At 59.7% G+C, this 18,118-nt stretch carries 15 protein-coding genes; 6 read left to right on the top strand and 9 right to left on the bottom strand.

The window, feature by feature from the left end:
- Nucleotides 1-2: 2 nt before the first annotated feature.
- Entirely contained in the window at nt 3-2,447 is a 2,445-nt protein-coding gene (locus tag G5193_RS20675; protein ID WP_421207190.1) for a VolA/Pla-1 family phospholipase, read from the bottom strand.
- Between the two features lie 300 nt (nt 2,448-2,747).
- Here G5193_RS20675 and ubiK point away from each other — a divergent pair, with 300 nt between their 5' ends.
- On the top strand, nt 2,748-3,005 hold the full coding sequence (ubiK, locus tag G5193_RS20670) for a ubiquinone biosynthesis accessory factor UbiK (RefSeq protein ID WP_005339429.1): 258 nt from the start codon (nt 2,748-2,750) through the stop codon (nt 3,003-3,005).
- A gap of 54 nt (nt 3,006-3,059) precedes the next feature.
- Here the strand turns inward: ubiK and G5193_RS20665 are convergent, their stop codons facing one another.
- The 6 genes from G5193_RS20665 to trxA all read right to left on the bottom strand — a co-directional run bounded on the left by G5193_RS20665 (nt 3,060) and on the right by trxA (nt 9,537).
- Complete coding sequence (locus G5193_RS20665; RefSeq protein WP_421207189.1) at nt 3,060-4,073, bottom strand: diguanylate cyclase domain-containing protein; 1,014 nt, start codon at nt 4,071-4,073, stop codon at nt 3,060-3,062.
- Between the two features lie 218 nt (nt 4,074-4,291).
- Nucleotides 4,292-4,990, bottom strand: coding sequence for an NAD(P)H-flavin reductase (fre, locus tag G5193_RS20660; RefSeq protein ID WP_042054686.1), 699 nt, complete (start codon nt 4,988-4,990; stop codon nt 4,292-4,294).
- Nucleotides 4,991-5,136: 146 nt separating this feature from the next.
- Entirely contained in the window at nt 5,137-6,606 is a 1,470-nt protein-coding gene (gene ubiD / locus G5193_RS20655) for a 4-hydroxy-3-polyprenylbenzoate decarboxylase (RefSeq protein WP_005339421.1), read from the bottom strand.
- A gap of 33 nt (nt 6,607-6,639) precedes the next feature.
- The gene (locus tag G5193_RS20650; RefSeq protein ID WP_421207186.1) at nt 6,640-7,632 is read right to left on the bottom strand and encodes a hypothetical protein; all 993 of its coding nucleotides are present in this window, start codon (nt 7,630-7,632) and stop codon (nt 6,640-6,642) included.
- A gap of 108 nt (nt 7,633-7,740) precedes the next feature.
- Entirely contained in the window at nt 7,741-9,006 is a 1,266-nt protein-coding gene (gene rho, locus G5193_RS20645; protein WP_005342418.1) for a transcription termination factor Rho, read from the bottom strand.
- Between the two features lie 204 nt (nt 9,007-9,210).
- Nucleotides 9,211-9,537 (bottom strand): thioredoxin TrxA, encoded by a 327-nt coding sequence (trxA, locus tag G5193_RS20640; RefSeq protein ID WP_005339416.1) that lies wholly within the window; start codon nt 9,535-9,537, stop codon nt 9,211-9,213.
- Nucleotides 9,538-9,650: 113 nt separating this feature from the next.
- Between trxA and rhlB the strand changes: the two genes are divergently transcribed.
- The 4 genes from rhlB to G5193_RS20620 all read left to right on the top strand — a co-directional run bounded on the left by rhlB (nt 9,651) and on the right by G5193_RS20620 (nt 13,910).
- Nucleotides 9,651-10,940 (top strand): ATP-dependent RNA helicase RhlB, encoded by a 1,290-nt coding sequence (gene rhlB / locus G5193_RS20635; protein ID WP_005339414.1) that lies wholly within the window; start codon nt 9,651-9,653, stop codon nt 10,938-10,940.
- 11 nt (nt 10,941-10,951) lie between these two features.
- Nucleotides 10,952-12,442, top strand: a complete 1,491-nt coding sequence (gene gppA, locus G5193_RS20630; RefSeq protein WP_227341662.1) for a guanosine-5'-triphosphate,3'-diphosphate diphosphatase — start codon at nt 10,952-10,954, stop codon at nt 12,440-12,442.
- Nucleotides 12,443-12,637: 195 nt separating this feature from the next.
- Nucleotides 12,638-13,615, top strand: coding sequence for a DUF4382 domain-containing protein (locus G5193_RS20625; protein WP_421207184.1), 978 nt, complete (start codon nt 12,638-12,640; stop codon nt 13,613-13,615).
- Between the two features lie 25 nt (nt 13,616-13,640).
- Complete coding sequence (locus G5193_RS20620; protein WP_323913210.1) at nt 13,641-13,910, top strand: Rho-binding antiterminator; 270 nt, start codon at nt 13,641-13,643, stop codon at nt 13,908-13,910.
- Nucleotides 13,911-13,969: 59 nt separating this feature from the next.
- Here G5193_RS20620 and G5193_RS20615 read toward each other — a convergent pair whose 3' ends face one another.
- A complete protein-coding gene (locus G5193_RS20615) occupies nt 13,970-14,716 on the bottom strand; it encodes a class I SAM-dependent methyltransferase (protein WP_421207182.1) in 747 nt (248 codons plus the stop codon).
- A 70-nt stretch (nt 14,717-14,786) separates the two neighbouring features.
- On the opposite strand from G5193_RS20615, the gene G5193_RS20610 reads away from it, so the two are divergent.
- Nucleotides 14,787-15,527 (top strand): substrate-binding periplasmic protein, encoded by a 741-nt coding sequence (locus tag G5193_RS20610; RefSeq protein ID WP_421207180.1) that lies wholly within the window; start codon nt 14,787-14,789, stop codon nt 15,525-15,527.
- Nucleotides 15,528-15,533: 6 nt separating this feature from the next.
- Here the strand turns inward: G5193_RS20610 and G5193_RS20605 are convergent, their stop codons facing one another.
- On the bottom strand, nt 15,534-18,080 hold the full coding sequence (locus G5193_RS20605) for a putative bifunctional diguanylate cyclase/phosphodiesterase (protein ID WP_421207178.1): 2,547 nt from the start codon (nt 18,078-18,080) through the stop codon (nt 15,534-15,536).
- Nucleotides 18,081-18,118 lie beyond the last annotated feature (38 nt).

The raw sequence follows: 18,118 nt of genomic DNA, 5'->3' as shown, positions 1-18,118 counted from the left end.
AGTTACTGCTTGAGCAGGGTGTCGTCAGTCACCTTGACCGCCGCACCGCCACTCATAAAGAAGCTGGCGAACTGGGTCTGGCTCTCGGTGGTGACCGCGCCAGTCGGATCAAAGTTCTCGTCAGGGGCCAGCAGCGAGCTATGGCCCCCTTTCAGGAAGCGCGCAGCATGGTGACCCGCCGGGAGCACGCCGGAACCCTTCAGCTCTTGCAAACCCAGTACCCGGAACAGCGGCTCGGTACCACCCAAAGGCGCGGAGGCGATGCTGTTGGGGATCACCTGATCCGGTAAGCTGAGCGCCCCATCACCAACAATTTCGGTGGCGAACAGCGGGAAGCTCTTGGCGACGCCACTGCCCAGATTGATCGGGTCGGCAGAGTCCAGCACTGACTGGGCGGCAAAGGTATAGCTCTGCAAGGTGCTCGCAGCCCCCGCCTGAGTAGCCGCATCCAGACTGGGCAGGAACTCGTTCACGAAACAGGTCGGCACCGCCGTCTGGCAACCGGGAGCATAAGCCTCAAACCCGGCCTTCAACTCAGGACTGCCCGAGGTGAGCACGCTCATCTTGATGGTCGGCCCGAAGCTCGGCGAGTTGAGCAGCAGCGGGGCGATGCCGCCACCCGGCATCGCAAGACCGCCGGTATCGAACTTGAACAGGGCATCAGCCTGAGCACTGCCGGTGGTCTGGTTGGCTACAGCCAGCAGATTGGCCCCGGTAATGGCACCGAGTGAGTGACCGAGGAAATGCACCTTCAGACCAGCACCACCCAATTGGCCACCCAGCCCCTTGGCATTGGCCAGACCGACAGCCAGGCGAAGGCCAAGCAGATCGGCCACGCTCTGTTTCAGGTTGTCCCGCGCCACCGTCAGATAACCCAAATTCAGATAGGGAGTCGGGTTCTCGGAGGTGGTGACGGTATCCATGCTGCCGCTCAGGGCATAGCCACGCTCACCGTGCAGCGGGTGATCGATCACCACCACAGCAACCACCTTGTTCACTGATGGGTCTAACCCGGCACCTATCTGGCTCAGCGCCAGCGCATAGGCGTTCTCCTTGATGGAGGTGACCCCGTGCTGATAGATGATCACATCGGTGACAGTGCTGAGGTCAGTGGTGGGGGCAAAGATCCGCAGCGGTACAGATTGTACTTCGGTCAGGGTCGGCAGCGGGTTGAAACGACCGATATTGCGCTCGGCATCCAGCGGCTTGCCACCCGAGGTGAGGGTCACCCCGATCAGCTTGCTCGCCTCCCTCAGCAGATCGGCCTGACGGCTCGGATCGGCGATCAGCTCACCCAGCAGTACTGGGTCCACACCCGCCCCGACCAGCCCACCGATCACCTCGGTATCACCCGCTTTCAACGCATTGGCGATGGCATAGAGGCTGAGAATGGCGCCATGCCAAGATTGGGTCTTGGCCTTGTCCCAGGAGCCGGCTATCGCTGGAGTAGAGAGGAAGTAAGGGAGCTTGACGGCACCGGTATACACCTTGGTCACCGCCGCGATGCCGTTCAATGTGGCATTGGCAGCGACAGCGGCAGCAATCGCATCCCGATCATCTTGAGGCAAGAATGGCTCGTTCGCCAGCTGGGTCAGGAAGGATACCCCGCCATTGAGCGCATCAATCGTATAGGTCCCCGGCAGGCTGGTGTTGCCTTTGGCGTCCTGCTTCCACAACGATGCGGCATCCAGGGTCGGGCTCTGCAACACGGTGGCCGCAGCTCCCTTCACAGCCAGCAGCACATCGGCGCCAGATTGGGTGGCAAACCAGTCGGAGAAAATCACTCGATCGCCGGTAATCCCGGTAGCGGCCTTGAACAACGCTTCCTGCAGCGCAATCAGGCTGCTGATGGTCTGCTCCTGCGCGGTTGCACCAGCCGTCGATTTGAAGTTGCTGTAATCACCGCCGGCCTTGAGCGGCGTACCACGACTGTCCTTGAGGGAGTCGGTCGCCACGATCATGTAGTAGGAAGAGGGATTGAGCGGCTTGAGCGGAACCAGATTGAGTTTGCCGCCACCATCACTCACCACAAAGTCAGTGCCATAGGTCAGAGTCTTATTGTTCTTCACTCCAACGGGTCGCTGAGTCACCGGATCCAGTACCAGCTCCAGCAGGTAGAGGGGCGCAACGGCAGAGACATACTCGCTGGCCGCCGGGGCCGGCACAGAGACACCGGTCACGGTCGCCGGTACCAGCTGGACGGGTTGGGTGGTTGACCAGCCATCAAGGGTGGAGAGGGCCGATACCGGGTTCGACAGATCAGCAGTTTCTGTCGAAAACTTCAGGGTACCATCGCTGGCGCGGGGGGCCAGCACACTCGGGCGAAGTCCATTGGCTCCACTCAGGGCATAGTCCAGGGAGCTGGTAGTATCTCCCTTGTTGTCATCTCCACCACATCCGCTCAGCAGAGCGCTGACAACAGCTGCATAAATTAGCTTCTTCTTCATTTTTTATTCTCTTTTTATAGGGTTGTTATCCATCACCAGCCAACGAGGCCATCACGACCGCGACTGCAAGACGTTAACATAAAACCAACAACCAACGAGACTCATGTTGGTCATCTTCTGCTCAGGTTTGTGGCGAGAATCAAGGTTTTACGTCAACAAAGGGGCGCAAGGGTAACAACAGTGAGTGATTAACCAGACCCGACCAGCCAGCGGGCACCATCACGACTAAAAAGCCGCCGCGATCTCGGCAAAGTGAGGGAATTGTCGGTAGAATGTCCGCCAACGCTTAAGGAGGACATCATGATCGACCCGAAGAAACTGGAAGAGATCGCCAAGCAGGTGCACAACTCCCTGCCACCCGGCATTCGCAGCATGGGTGAAGAGGCCGAGAAGAAGATGCGTCAGGTACTGCAAGCGCAGCTGGGCAAGCTGGATCTGGTCAGCCGTGAAGAGTTCGACGTGCAGACCAAGGTGCTGCTGCGTACCCGGGAAAAACTGGCCGCCCTCGAAAGCAAGCTGGCTCAGCTCGAGCAGCAGCTCGGCGCCAAAGGCGAATAACGAAAACCCCAGCTCAGCTGGGGTTTTTGCTTTGTATTGAACCTGTAAAAAGCATCACACCTGAAGCAGATACCAGGCCCGCTTGCCGCGCGCCTTGGCCTCGTACATGGCCCGGTCGGCCACCTCCAATGCCTGTCGGAAGCTCAATGGTTGCTCCTCCCACAGGGCGATGCCGATACTCAGCCCCACCCGCTGCGGGCAACCGGGTTTGGGCACGTAACCATGCATCCGGCAGATCAGGGCATCGGCCAGATGAGCCAGAGCATGGTTTGATACATCACGATGCAGATAAACCACAAACTCGTCACCGCCGTAACGGCCGCACAGGGCAGAGCCCGGCATAATGAGACGCAGCCAATCCGCCATCTGCTGCAGTACCTGATCACCACAAGCGTGGCCCAACTGGTCATTGATCCCCTTGAAGTCATCCAGATCGATAAAGAGCAGTGCCCCCGTCCCTTGTGGCGGCTGTAGAGCGAACGCCTTGCCAAATCCCTGCCGGTTGAGCAGGCCGGTGAGCGCATCGCAGTTGGCACGCTCTGCCAGCCGCTGCTCATAAGCCTTGCGCTGGGTGATATCGATATGGGAGCCCATGATCCGCAATGGCCTGCCCTCATCATCCCACTCCACTACGCGACCACGATCCCACAGCCAGGTGATCTCCCCGGCCGGGCTGATGGTGCGGTATTCAGCTTCGTAGAAGGGCGTTTTCCTCTCAAGGTGGGCAAAGTAGCTGCCCATGGCATGGGCGCGATCGTCGGGATGGAGCTTGGCGCTCCACTGATCGAAATGAGGGGCCATATCGCCAGCCTGAAAGTTCTGCAGATTGAAGACCCGCAGTTCGCCGGTGGGAATGGTGCCCTGCCAGAGACAGATGCCGGTGCCATCGAGGGCGGCATTGAGCTTCTCCTGCAACAGGCCGTTTTCATGCTGCAAAGCGGCGATCTCTGCCTGCAAACGGGCAAACGCATCACCACCGGAGGAGGGTTCCGGCATGGCGGCCAGCTCAGTCGCGCAGGGTGCCTCCCGATCATACCCGGGTTGCCCCCTTGCCTCTTTGCTTAACACTGCGCCTCCTTGTGCTTGCTCTATGGATGCTCTTGTCAATCCAAACAAAGATGCCACCAGCCAAGCCAGATTAGTAGCCATTCATAGCCAATATATTGAAAAATAATGGGATAACGCCGCGATAATCCAACCATTCGGTACGATCAGGTACTGCGGCAGCCACAAAAACAAAAGCCCCCGGCAAAACCGGGGGCTGCGTCATCCAAGCGGGGATCCCGTCAGATAAATTCGTAGGCGTCACCGAAGATGCGCTCCGGCTCGGCGCCGAGGATCTTGAACTCCTCACGCGCGGCCCCCGCCATCTCGAAGCGACCGGCGACATAGATGTCGTAGTCGTGGAGGCTGACGAAGTCATCCATGATCGCCTTGTGCACCAGTCCGCTCTTGCCGGTCCAGTCAGCATCCGGCTCCTGCACCACCGGGATAAAGGTGAGCGGCGCATAGTCACGCTCCCACTGCTGCATCTGCTCCAGTTCGTAGAGCCAGTGAGCCTGACGCACCCCCCAGTAGAAGAACACCGGGCGCTTGCTGCCTGTGTCGATCAGATATTCCAGAATGGAGCGGGCGTAAGAGAAGCCGGTGCCGCCCGCCATCAGGATCAGCGGACGGGGAGACTCATCGCGCAGGAACGCCTTGCCAGCCGGCAATTCGACCTCGATCTCCCCCTGCTCGCGCATGCGGGCCAGCACCTGACCGGCATAGGCGTTCTCGGGAGTGGCACCAATTTGCAGCTCCAGCACGCCCGGGCGGGTCGGCGAGTTGGCGATGGAGAAGGGGCGCTTGTCCGAATCGCTCATCACCACCAGCAGATACTGGCCCGGCTTGAAGCTGATCGCTTGCTGCGGCGTCAGAGCCACATGCCAGATGGTGTCGACATATTCGCGCAGTTCCTCTACGCGGCATTTGATACGTTGCATTCTTGTCCTTGTGGCGGGCTCGCTCGGCCCGCTTCGCTCATTGTTTCACTATGGAGTGACGACCAGCAGCCCTGGCCCCGTCAGTCGAGAATACTCAAATCAATGCGGATCGCATCACTTTTTGCAGCAAAGCTGTCATGTTTGCCTCATCCGAGGATATTGAGCTCATCCCAGATGGCATCGACCTTCTGCTTCACCGCCTCATCCTGAACTATGGGCTGACCCCACTCCCGATTGGTCTCGCCCGGCCACTTGTTGGTGGCATCCAGCCCCATTTTGGAGCCGAGGCCGGAGACCGGCGAGGCGAAGTCCAGATAGTCGATCGGCGTATGCTCGATCAAGGTGGTGTCCCGTGCCGGGTCCATCCGGGTGGTGATGGCCCAGATCACATCCTTCCAGTCGCGGGCGTTGACGTCATCGTCACACACCACCACGAACTTGGTGTACATAAACTGGCGCAGGAAGGACCAGACTCCCAGCATCACCCTCTTGGCGTGGCCCGGGTAACGCTTCTTGATGGTCACCACCGCCATCCGGTAGGAGCACCCCTCCGGCGGCAGATAGAAGTCCACAATCTCGGGGAACTGCTTCTGCAGCAGCGGCACGAACACCTCGTTCAGCGCCAGACCCAGTACCGCCGGTTCATCGGGCGGACGGCCGGTGTAGGTGCTGTGATAGATGGCATCGCGCCGCTTGGTGATGTGGGTGATGGTAAAGACCGGGAACTCGTCCACCTCGTTGTAGTAACCGGTGTGGTCGCCATAGGGCCCTTCCGGCGCCATCTCACCCGGCTCCAGATAGCCTTCCAGCACGATCTCGGCGCTGGCGGGCACCTCCAGATCGCAGCTGATGGCCTTGATCACCTCGGTACGGCTGCCGCGCAGCAGACCGGCAAAGGCATATTCGGAGAGAGTATCCGGCACCGGCGTCACCGCGCCGAGAATGGTCGCCGGATCGGCACCGAGTGCCACCACCACCGGGAATCGCTCGCCCGGGTGGGCCTCCTGCCACTCGCGAAAATCGATGGCACCGCCACGATGATCCAGCCAGCGCATGATCAGCTTGTTTTTGGCGATCTTCTGCTGGCGATAGATGCCGAGGTTCTGGCGCTTCTTGTAGGGGCCGCGGGTGATGGTGAGGCCCCAGGTGACCAGCGGCGCCACATCGCCGGGCCAGCAGTGCTGGATCGGGATCTGGTCGAGATCGACCGCATCTCCCTCCTGCACCACCTGCTGGCAGGGGGCGGAAGAGAGGCGCTTGGTCGGCATGTTGAGCACCTGCTTGAAGATCGGCAGCTTCTCCATCAGCTCCTTGAATCCCTTGGGCGGCTCGGGCTCCTTGAGATAGGAGAGCCAGACCCCGACCTGACGCAGAGCGCCCACATCGGGCTGCCCCATGCCCATGGCAACCCGATCCGGGGTGCCGAACAAATTGGTCAGCACCGGCATGGTGTAGCCTTTGGGATTTTCGAACAGCAGAGCCGGGCCACCCGCACGCAGGGTGCGATCGCTGATCTCGGTCATCTCCAGATAGGGGTCTATCTCGCGGGTGATGCGCTTGAGTTGTCCGTTTTGTTCCAGCTGCGCGATGAAATCACGCAAATCCTTGTATTTCATGCAAGTTCCCAACCGGGTTCAGGAGGTCACGCATTATAACCCTGGCTGCCCATCGGGTGTACCCGAATCAGGCAGCAGACTCGGTGCTGCGGGGGGGAGATCACGCTGGCCGAGGCGTCTGGCAAGACCGGAGAGCAACTGGGGTTCATCCACCTCCATCAATAGACCGGCCACCAGCGCCCCGTATTGGCGGTTGGAGAGCTCGGCCAGCAGGTATTTCTGGGCTTGTGGCGGCAAAGGAGAGAGGGCGCTCAGCTGGCGCAGGGCCGGCTCTCTCAAACCGGGATTGCCGCTGGCGGCAATCAGCAGGGAGCTGGCCGTATTGCCATGATGGAAGCGGTTGATGGTGGCGAGTGCGCGCAGCGCATCCTGATCTGCCGGCCGCCGCCACAACATGCCATAGAGCGCCGGTTCACCTGTGCGCAGCAGCAGATGGAGCAACAGCTGATTGTCGGGCAGATAGATATTCCGGCTGGCCAGCGCTTGCGCCTCCCGCATCCAGATCGATTGCGGCAAGGCGTCGAGGGCCAGCAACAGAGCTTGCTGCTGCATGGCAATATCGGGGTTACTGCTGTAGTAGATGGACTTTAGCTGGAAGTTGCCCTGGGCAAGTTGCTGCTGATAACGCTGCACCAATGAGTGCAGTTGCCATTCGCCCAGCAACTGACGGGCCTGCGCGGCAAAATCGTAGACAGGTTGCTGCACCAGAAAACCGTCTACCTGCTGCTCCTGCAGCCACTCTGGAGCCTTGTCGGCCTGTGCCTCGACCCAGCGTTGCAACGCGGGGGACGCAGGAGCGGTAACCGGAATATCCCGCAGCAGCTGCAACAGCAGGAACTCCCGCTGCTCGCGGCTCAGGGTCGCCAGCAGAGAGTCGATGGCGGCAAATTGTCCTTGCTGCAGACGGCTCGCCAGATAGTGCCGATGCGTCTGCAGCGTCTCGGCTGTCACCGTAGCCGGAGCACTCTGCGCACAGACTGGCATTGCACTCAGCAATCCCAGCAATAACCAGACAACAGGCTTCATGACGTCTCCATCCATGCGACATCGGGATCTCATACTACTAGGGCAACCGGAAAACAGATAAACAAAAACCGCGACCAGGGCCGCGGTTTCGTCATTTTCTGACCGGACTTACTTCTGCTGGCGCCGCATGGCGTCGAAGAACTCGTCGTTGGTCTTGGTCATCGCCAGCTTGTCGATGAGGAACTCGATACCGTCGATCTCGCCCATCGGGTGGACAATCTTGCGCAGGATCCACATCTTCTGCAGCTCGTCACCAGTGGTCAGCAGCTCTTCCTTGCGGGTGCCGGAGCGGGTGATGTCGATGGCCGGGTAGACACGCTTCTCGGCAATCTTGCGCGAGAGGTGCAGTTCCATGTTGCCGGTACCCTTGAACTCTTCGTAGATGACTTCATCCATCTTGGAGCCGGTATCGATCAGCGCGGTGGCGATGATGGTCAGGCTGCCGCCCTCTTCAACATTACGCGCGGCGCCGAAGAAGCGCTTGGGACGGTGCAGGGCGTTGGCGTCCACACCACCGGTCAGTACCTTGCCGGATGACGGGATAACGGTGTTGTAGGCGCGAGCCAGACGGGTGATGGAGTCCAGCAGGATCACCACATCTTTCTTGTGCTCGACCAGACGCTTGGCCTTCTCGATCACCATTTCGGCAACCTGAACGTGACGGGAAGCAGGCTCGTCAAAGGTGGAAGCGATCACTTCACCTTTCACCATCCGCTGCATCTCGGTCACCTCTTCCGGACGCTCGTCGATCAGCAGAACGATCAGTTCACAGTCCGGGTGGTTGTAGGCGATGCTCTGGGCGATGTTCTGCAGCAGCATGGTCTTACCGGCCTTGGGCGGCGCCACGATCAGGCCACGCTGGCCTTTACCGATGGGGGAAGCCAGGTCCAGTACACGGGCGGTGATATCTTCGGTAGAGCCATTACCCCGTTCCATGCGCAGACGTTCGTTGGCATGCAGGGGGGTAAGGTTTTCAAACAGGATCTTGTTGCGGGAGTTTTCCGGACGGTCGTAGTTGACCTCATTGACCTTGAGCAGTGCGAAGTAGCGTTCGCCCTCTTTCGGTGGCCGGATCTTGCCGGAGATGGTATCGCCGGTACGCAGGTTGAAGCGGCGGATCTGGCTCGGGGAGACGTAGATATCGTCAGGGCCTGCCAGATAGGAGCCGTCTGCACTGCGCAGGAAGCCGAAACCATCGGTCAGGATTTCCAGCACACCGTCGCCAAAGATATCTTCACCACCCTTGGCGTGCGCCTTGAGGATTGCAAAAATAATATCTTTCTTGTGCGCCCGAGCCAGATTTTCCAACCCCATGGATTCGCCAAGCTTGACCAGCTCGGACACAGGAGTGTTCTTTAATTCAGTCAGATTCATAGTGGTGAAAGTCTGTAAGCAAGGATTGAAATGAGGAGACAGTCTGCTGGATTGATGCTGATCGGATTTGATTGCCAGGCTGTGGTTAGCAAAGAGTCAGGCAAAAAGGTTAGCAAACGAGCGATAAACTAGCACCAATCGGGATGAGCGTCTAGGTGATAAAACACAAGGAGCGCATTATTGCAATGCGCTCCTCTTTAATTATTACAGGTTGCCGTCCAGGAACTCTTTCAGCTGAGTCTTGGACAGTGCACCGACCTTGGTCGCTGCCACTTCGCCATTCTTGAACAGCAAGAGGGTCGGGATACCACGAATGCCGTACTTGGGCGGAGTATCAGAGTTATGGTCGATGTTCAGTTTGGCTACGGTCACGCGACCTTCGTACTCTTGGGCAACTTCTTCCAGGATCGGGGCAATCATCTTGCACGGACCACACCACTCGGCCCAGAAGTCGACCAGAACGGCGCCATCGGCTTTGATTACATCTGCCTCGAAGCTGGCATCGCTCAGCTGAACAATCTTGTCACTCATCTCCAACTCCAGTCAGTAAATAAGGCTTTATTGACTCGTCAATAAAGGCAATAGTTGCCCTATTTGAAATGATCCTGTTTATTATTGCAAGCCTAACCTGATAACCTACCGCCATGAGCAAAACACACTTAACGACCGACAAATTCGCCCAAATGGGCCTCGAACCCGAAGTTCTGGCTGGTCTGGAATCAAAGGGATTTCACTATTGCACCCCCATCCAGGCACTCTCCCTGCCACTGCTGGTAGAGGGCCATGACCTCGCCGGTCAGGCCCAGACAGGAACCGGCAAGACCATTGCCTTCCTGGCCGCGACATTCAACTATTTGCTGACTCACCCGCTGACCAAGCCCCGTCTGGTTAACCAACCCAGAGCCATCATCATGGCACCCACCCGGGAACTGGCAGTACAGATCTATAACGATGCCGACAGCATCGCCGCTTCTACCGGCCTGAAACTCGGCCTCGCCTACGGCGGCGAAGGTTACGACAAGCAGCTGGCCGTGCTGGAGCAGGGCGTCGACATCCTGATCGGCACCACAGGCCGCATCATCGACTACTTCAAGTCCAAGGTCATCGATCTGAGCAACATTCAGGTCGTGGTACTGGACGAAGCAGATCGCATGTTCGATCTGGGCTTCATCAAGGACATCCGCTTCCTGTTCCGCCGCATGCCGCCCGCGACCGAGCGTCTGAGCATGCTGTTCTCCGCCACCCTCTCCCTGCGTGTGCAGGAGTTGGCATACGAACACATGAACCACCCGGAACATGTGCAGGTCGAGCCGGAGCAGATGACCGGCGTGCGGATCAAGGAGGAGCTGTTCTACCCCTCCAATGAAGACAAGATGTTGCTGCTGCTCTCCCTGATGGAAGAGGAGTGGCCGGAAAAAGCCATCGTCTTCGCCAACACCAAGCATGTCTGTGAAGACGTCCATGCCTGGCTGGAGAATGACGGCCACCGCGTCGGTCTGCTGACCGGTGATGTGCCGCAGAAGAAACGGATGAAGATCCTCGAGGATTTCACCAAGGGTGCGCTCGATATTCTGGTCGCCACCGACGTGGCCGCCCGTGGTCTGCACATCCCTGACGTGACCCACGTCTTCAACTATGACCTGCCCGACGACGCTGAAGACTATGTACACCGCATCGGTCGTACCGGTCGTGCCGGCAAGAGCGGTCACTCAATCAGCCTGGCCTGTGAAGACTATGCCTTCAACCTGCCGGCCATCGAGGAGTACATCCACCACGCAATTCCGGTCAGCAAATATGATCGCGAAGCGCTGCTGGATGACGTGACCCCGCCGAAACGGGTGTTCCGCAACCGTCAGCCGGTGAACCGCAACATGCGGGATCGTCAGGGCGGTGGCAACAGCAACAACCGTCGTCGTCCGCCGCGCAAGAGCTAAGGACAGGCCCGTTGCACAACTCGCCTCTCTATGCCGCCATCGACCTCGGCTCCAACAGCTTTCATATGCTGGTGGTGCGCGAGGTCGCCGGTGCCCTGCGCACCGTCGCCAAGGTAAAGCGCAAGGTTCGCCTCGCAGCAGGGCTTGATCCGGAATTTCGTCTCAGCCGTGCCGCCATGGAGCGGGGCTGGGACTGTTTGCGTCTCTTCTCCGAACAATTGCAGGACATTCCGGCCGACAATATCCGGGTGGTGGGCACCGCCACCCTGCGGCTGGCCACCAACGTCGACGAGTTCCTCAGCGAAGCGGAACGGGTGCTCAACCACAGCATCGAGATCATCTCGGGCGAGGAAGAGGCCAAGACCATCTATGAAGGGGTCTCCTGGACCTCTGCCGGGGAAGGCAACCGGCTGGTGATCGACATCGGCGGCGCCAGTACCGAACTGGTGATCGGCGAACATAGCGAAGCAAAACTGCTCAACAGCCTGCACATGGGCTGCGTCACCTGGCTCAACAATCACTTCGGTGATGGCGAGCTCTCCGAAGCCCGTTTCGAGCAGGCGATTGCCGCCGCCAAGACGGTGCTGGAGAAGGTGGCGGAAGATTACCGCGCCCTCGGCTGGCGCACCTGCGTCGGCGCCTCCGGCACGGTACAGGCGCTGCAAGAGATCATGCTGGCGCAAGGGAAGAGCGAGCGGGTCACCCTGCCGAAGTTGCAGGAGCTGATGGGTCAGGCCATCGCCTGCGGCAAGCTCGACCGGCTGCAACTGGAAGGGCTGGCGGCCGAACGGCTGACCGTGTTCCCCTCCGGCCTTGCCATCCTGATCGCCATCTTCGAAACCCTCGATATCGAGAGCATGACGCTGGCGGGTGGCGCCCTGCGCGAAGGACTGATCTACGGTCTGCTTGGCAACAATCACGACTGTGATGCCCGGGATCGCACCGCCGACAGCCTGATCAGCCGCTATCAGCTGGATAAAGAGCACGCCGAACGGGTGCGCGATACCGCCGTCGAGGCGTTCAACCAGCTGCAACCGGCCTGGCGACTCTCCAAACGCTACGGTCGCCCGATTTTGCGTTATGCCGCCCTGCTGCATGAGATCGGCCTCTGTATCGAATACAAGAAGGCGCCGCAACACGCCGCCTACATCATCGACAACATCGACATGCCGGGCTTTACTCCCGCGCAAAAGAAGCTGTTGTCGGCCCTGCTGTTCAACCAGCGGGACGAATTCAAGCTGGAACCACTGGAGAAACAGGGTGCCGTCACCGGTCGTCAGGCGATCCGGCTGGCCCGTATCCTGCGCATCGCGCTGATCCTCTGCATGCGCCGTACCCAGGGCACAGTGCCCAGCTTCACCCTGCAGGCAGAAGAGGAGTCACTGACCCTGACCCTGCCCAAGGGGTGGCTGGACGAGCACTACCTGCGCGCCAGCGAGCTGCGCCTCGAGGTAGAGCGCCAGCAGAAGATGGGCTGGCCCACCCGCCTGCTGGAAGCCTGATTGGGCCACGCCCAATCAGTGCCCCGGCGTTCCGAAAATCTCTTTCGCTGCCAACACTGGTGCTACTCAGGCCTGCACCTTGATGTTATTGGGCTGACGGGCAGATCCCGCCCTTGCGTCTGGGCCCAGCCTCCCCTTCATGACCAACGTTCGACTAGAGTTGGGGTGTCTTCATAACCAACCGGAATGGACGCCATGAAATCCTTGACTCTGATCGGACTGACCACCCTGCTCACCGCCTGCGGCGGTGGTGGCGACAGCAATAGCCAACCACAACCAGCCCAGCTCTCGCTGGCCTTCTCCGACGCCCCGGTGGATGCGGTCAGCAAGGTCTGCATCGCCGTCGCCAACATCAGCATCCACCCCGTCGCCGGCAACGAACAGATCTGGACCACCGCCAGTTTTCTCACCTCGGCCCAGGACGATGGCTGCACCCCGAGCGGCGAGACGATACCGCTCGACAGTGCAGACTGGCCGCAGTTCACCTACATCGACCTGCTGAGTTATCAAGGATCCGCCAGTCGCCCCCTGCTGTCCGGTCAGAGCGTGATGCCCGGTGACTACAGCCAGATGAGGTTGCGGATACTGGATGGACGGGAGGTCAGCAACCAATTTCTGAATGGCACCCCCTACTCCTACGTCAAACGGGATGATGGGGGGATCAAGCCGCTGGAAGTGCCAAGCAGCGAGCTCAAGCTGGATGCCTTCACCATCGCAGCAAACGGCCTCAGCGCCTTCACCACCGAGTTCGACCTGCGCCAGGCCATGGTGCTGCCCGGCCACGAGCAGTACTACAAGCTCAAGCCCAGAGGGGTGCGGCTGGTGAATAACACCCAGGTCACCATCGTCAGGGGCACGGTAGCAGCTGGCTTGTGTGGCGGCCTGCTGACCGACAAGGCTTTCGTCTACTTCTACCAACCCAGAAGTGACGACAACTACCCCGACATGGCGGACAGCGACAACGGCTTCTATGCCAGCGCGCCCGTGTTGCCGCAAAGCGGTGGCGGCTTTGGTTACGAGTTGGGATTTGTTAATCTCGGTAGCTACGATCTGGCGCTGGTCTGCAATGGCCACGAGGACGATCCGGCGCTGGCTGGCGACCCGCTGCAACTGGAACAGGTGCAGAAAGCCCAGGCGGTGGTGGCGCCCGCCACCATCATCAATTTCCAGTAACCGGCGACAAGAGGGCAACCCGCACATGAACACCTACCAACCCATCAGTTGCGATCTCTACGACTGGCTGGAGATCGCCGCCAGCTGGCAGTTGCCAGTCACCCTCACCGACCGGGATGGCCGCCAGTGGGCGGACAAGATCCGCACCATCGAGGCCAGAGAAGGGATCGAGTACCTGCTGCTGCACAGTGGCGAACGGCTCAGTCTGGCGGAGCTGGTCACCATGGTGCTCAGCTGGCAGGGGGAGGAAAAACTGATCCGCTTTACCCCGCCGGCCCCAGCCGACGGCCAATAGATGGCAAGAGGGCCAACCCCATCGGGTTGGCCCTCTTCTTTTACCCCTCGCGTGCGGCGTTATCCCGCCAGCGCCGCCATCACATAGACGTCAAAGCGGTTGCTCTTGGTCTCGATAGCCATGCTGGGTTTGTGCTCATTGAGCCAGCCAGCATAGTCCGGTCGCTTCACCACTACCCGCTTTTGTGCCATCTTCAGCGCCGCCGGCAGCAGGGCATCGGCGTCAAGATCCGGCCCCACCAGCGACTGAAACACCCGCATCTCTTTTTTCACCAGCGCCGACTTCTGTTTGTGGGGGAACATGGGGTCGAGGTAGATGACGTCAGGCCGCTCGGTTAGCCCTAGCAAGGTCTCCACCGCCGGGCCGTGCAGCAACTGCATCCGCTCGCGCACCCAGGGGCCAATCTCCGGGTCTTCGGCGGCTCGAGCCAGACCATCCTGCAGCAGGGCGGCTACCACAGGGCTGCGTTCGATCAGGGTCACCTTGCAACCAAGAGAAGCCAGAACGAAGGCATCACGCCCCAGTCCGGCAGTGGCATCCACTACGGTCGGTGTGGCGCCGGCCTTGAGCCCCACTGCCTTGGCGATGGACTGGCCACGACCGCCGCCAAATTTGCGGCGATGGGCGACGGCCCCTTCGACGAAATCCACATAGACGGCCCTCAGCTTGGGCTCATCCAGCTTGCGCAACTCCAGCCGCTCCGGGGTAAACACCAGAGCAAACAGGGGAAGGTCGATCTGGCCAAGCTGGCTGGCCAGCGCGTCTGCCTGCGCGGCCTTGGCGGGGTCTTCGAGGAGGATTTGCATGGTCTCTGGATGCGTTCTAAGTTCAGTGAAGCGAGTGTACCACAACCCCCCTCATATCCCGGAGAATCCCATGCAGCTGCTGATAGCCCTGTTGCTTGCCGCCCAGAGCAGCACCAGTCTCAAGGTATGCGGTGTAGACTGGCCCCCCTTCTCCTACGCCGAACAGGGCAAACTGATGGAAGGGATATCGGTGGAGATCCATCAGGAAGCAACCAGACGCCTCGGAATGACCCTAACCCTGCTCGAACTGCCGTGGGGGCGCTGCGAACAGTATGTGAGTACCCAACTGGCTGATGGCATCCTCGACAATGCCCCCCTCCCCGGCTGCTACCACTCTGATCTTGCTACCGCCTTCTATCCGCTGGCCGCCTATGTGCGCAGTGACAGTCCGTTACAGACCTTCTCGTGGGAGATGGCCAAGGGGCTGAAAGTAGGGATGGTCAGGGGCTATGACTATACCGACAAGATCAGGAACTTCACCGGATGGGACCCCATCAAGGCCCATTCAGACAAGCAGTTGCTGCTGTTGCTAGAGAAGAGCCGGGTTGACCTCATCATCCTCGACTACTTCTCGGCCCCCATCCTCTCCAGGGAGCAGGACGTAAAGATCCGCCCCCTCACCCCCTTTATCGACTCGACACCGCTCTACCTCTGTTTTGGCAAGCAGAAAGCAGACCTGTTGCCTGCCTACAACAAGGCGCTGCAACAGATGCTGGATGACGGGGTACTGGATCGCATCTATCTGCGCTATCTCGGCGAGGATTACCGGACACTGCAAGCAAAGCAGGAACAGATGACATCGAAGGAGTAAGCACACCTAACTGATCTGCAGAAACATCCCCTTGTCATTGAGCTGCAGATATTCGGTGAGATCGTCATAGGCCAGCGGGCGGCTGAGCAGATAACCCTGGGTGAAGGCACATCCCTTCTGGCAGAGGAAATTGAGCTGCTCGCGGGTCTCTACCCCCTCAATCACCACCTGCATACCGAGGTTGTGCACTATGTTGATGATGCCGTCCAGCAGCATCCGATCCTGCTCGTTGAAGGGGATATGGCGCACAAAAGAGCGGTCGATCTTGACCAGATCCACTGGGAAAGAGCGCAGATAGTTGAGGGCAGAGTAGCCGGTACCGAAATCATCGATAGCCAGCTTGCAACCCGCCTCGCGCAGGGCATCGATCCGCACCCGGTGCTGATCACTGCTCTCCATCAGCAGAGATTCGGTGATTTCGATGACGATGTCGGCAGGATCGAGCCCGAAGTGCTGGATCACCTTGAGCCACTCGCTCGCCTCAGGGTCGATAGTCTGGAACTCCATGGTGGAGCGGTTAATCGACATCTGCAGATCAGGGAAGCCGGACTGCTGCAACCGAGCCAGATCCCGGCATGATTGCCACAACACCAGCGCACCCAGCCCCTGAATCAACCCCGCCTCTTCCGCCAGCGGGATAAACTCGGCTGGCGATACCTGTCCCCATTGTGGGTGATACCAGCGCACCAGCGCCTCAAGCTTGGCGACCCGACCGCTGCGGTTGTCCCAGATCGGCTGGTAGGCCATGGTTAACTGCTCCAGCTTGATCGCCTCCGCCAGATCCTGTTGCATCTGGTGGCGCTGACGCACCTCTTCCCGCATTGAGGAGCAGTAGGTACCGATCAACCGCCCCTGCCGCTTGGCGGCAAACAACGCTTGTTCGGCGTTTCGCAGCAGCTCGTCACTCTCGCTACCATCGACGGGGCAGAGGGTCATCCCCACGGTTGCCGTAACATAGAGATGCTGGTTGGCCAGCATAAAGGGACGGGTAAAGCTACCGATAACCTGCTTGGCAAACACCTCGGCCTGACGACGGGTGACGATGCCTGGCACCAGAAAGGCGAACTCGTCACCACCGATGCGGGCCACCAGGTCCTCGGTGCGCACCCGGCTCACCAGCCGGTCCGACACCTCCCGCAACAGGGCGTCACCGGCATGGTGATCCATGCTGTTGTTGACCGCCTTGAAGTTGTTGAGGTCGAGCACCATCAGGGCGAAGCGCTCGCCCCGCTCGCAGAAGCGGCTGAGACAGCGACTGAACAGCCAGCGGTTGGGCAGGCTGGTGAGGTTGTCATAGTTGGCCTGTGCGGCGATCTTCTGCTCGGCCAGTTTGGTTTGGGAGAGGTCGCTGAAGATGGCGATGTACTGGCTGATCCTGCCCCCTTCCCGCAGGGTGCTAATCATCAACTGCTGTGGATAGAGCTTGCCATTCTTGCGCTTGTTCCACACCTCACCACGCCATACCCCCACCCGCTCCAGCGCGTGGTACATGTCGGCATAGAAGGTCTGATCGTGCAGCCCCGACTTGAGCAGGCTGGGGCGCTGACCTCGCACCTCGTCACTGCTGTAGCCGGTGATCTGCTCGAAGGCCGGATTGACCGAGATGATGCGGCTATCGGCATCACAGACCAGGATCGCCTCGGAGAGATTGTCATAGACCCGGTGGGAGAGCTTGAGCTGCTCCGCATGGCGCTTGAGAGGATCGATATTCTCCAGCAGCACCATCAGGTAGTCCGGCTGCTGCTGCTTGTCACGGATCAGGGTGACGGTTACCCGCCCCCACAGGATCTGCCCCCCCTTACAGAAGTAGCGCTTCTCCCGGGTGAAACTGCTGCGCTCGCCACGGCGGATCTCTTCGTAGCAAACGAGGCTGCTCTGCCAATCCTCGGGATGGTTGATGTCGGAGATGGATCGCTGCAGCAACTCGTCGAGGGGATAGCCAAGCATCTGCTCGATGGCCGGGTTGGCCCAGAGGATACGGCCAGCCAGATCCAGCTTACCGATCCCCACCGGAGCCTGGAACAGCATGCTCTGCAATGCATGGGACGGTTCAGGCAGAGGGGGGGGCAGCTGTCGTTGCAGCATCAGCGCCAGCTCACGACCCGCCAACGGAGCCAGCAACCGGAGTAACCCCATCACCTTGCTCATATTGGCCTGCGGCTGACGATAAAGCAGGGCGCAGATACCTATGGTCTCGCCATCTGCATTCCTGAGGACAATCCCGGCATAGGCCTGAGGTTGCCACTCCTCTGCAAGGGGAACGTTGGCAAAGAGCTGAAGCAGACGATCGCTGAACCAGGCTTCCCCCTCCTGCCAGGTAATGGCATCGGGAGAGTCAGTCAGTGGCAGCGTCAGGGCATCGGTGTCAAGGGAGGAGGGATAGGCGGTCTGAACCGTCAGGTGGGTAGCATTTGATTCCCTGCTGGCGATCAGGACGACATCAGCCATCACAGCAGCGGCGATTTCACTCACAAAGGTATCGAAATATCCCTGGCCGCTCGAATGAGCCAGACTGGAGATGATTTGATAGACGGAATCGAGTGCTCGCCTCATGGCAAGTGGCTTTCTCTCCTTGAAGGTTAGAACACGAC

It is taken from the genome of Aeromonas sp. 601027 (assembly GCF_049174455.1).
GTDB classification, from domain to species: domain Bacteria; phylum Pseudomonadota; class Gammaproteobacteria; order Enterobacterales; family Aeromonadaceae; genus Aeromonas; species Aeromonas veronii_A.
This window is presented reverse-complemented; position numbering and strand designations above follow the sequence as displayed.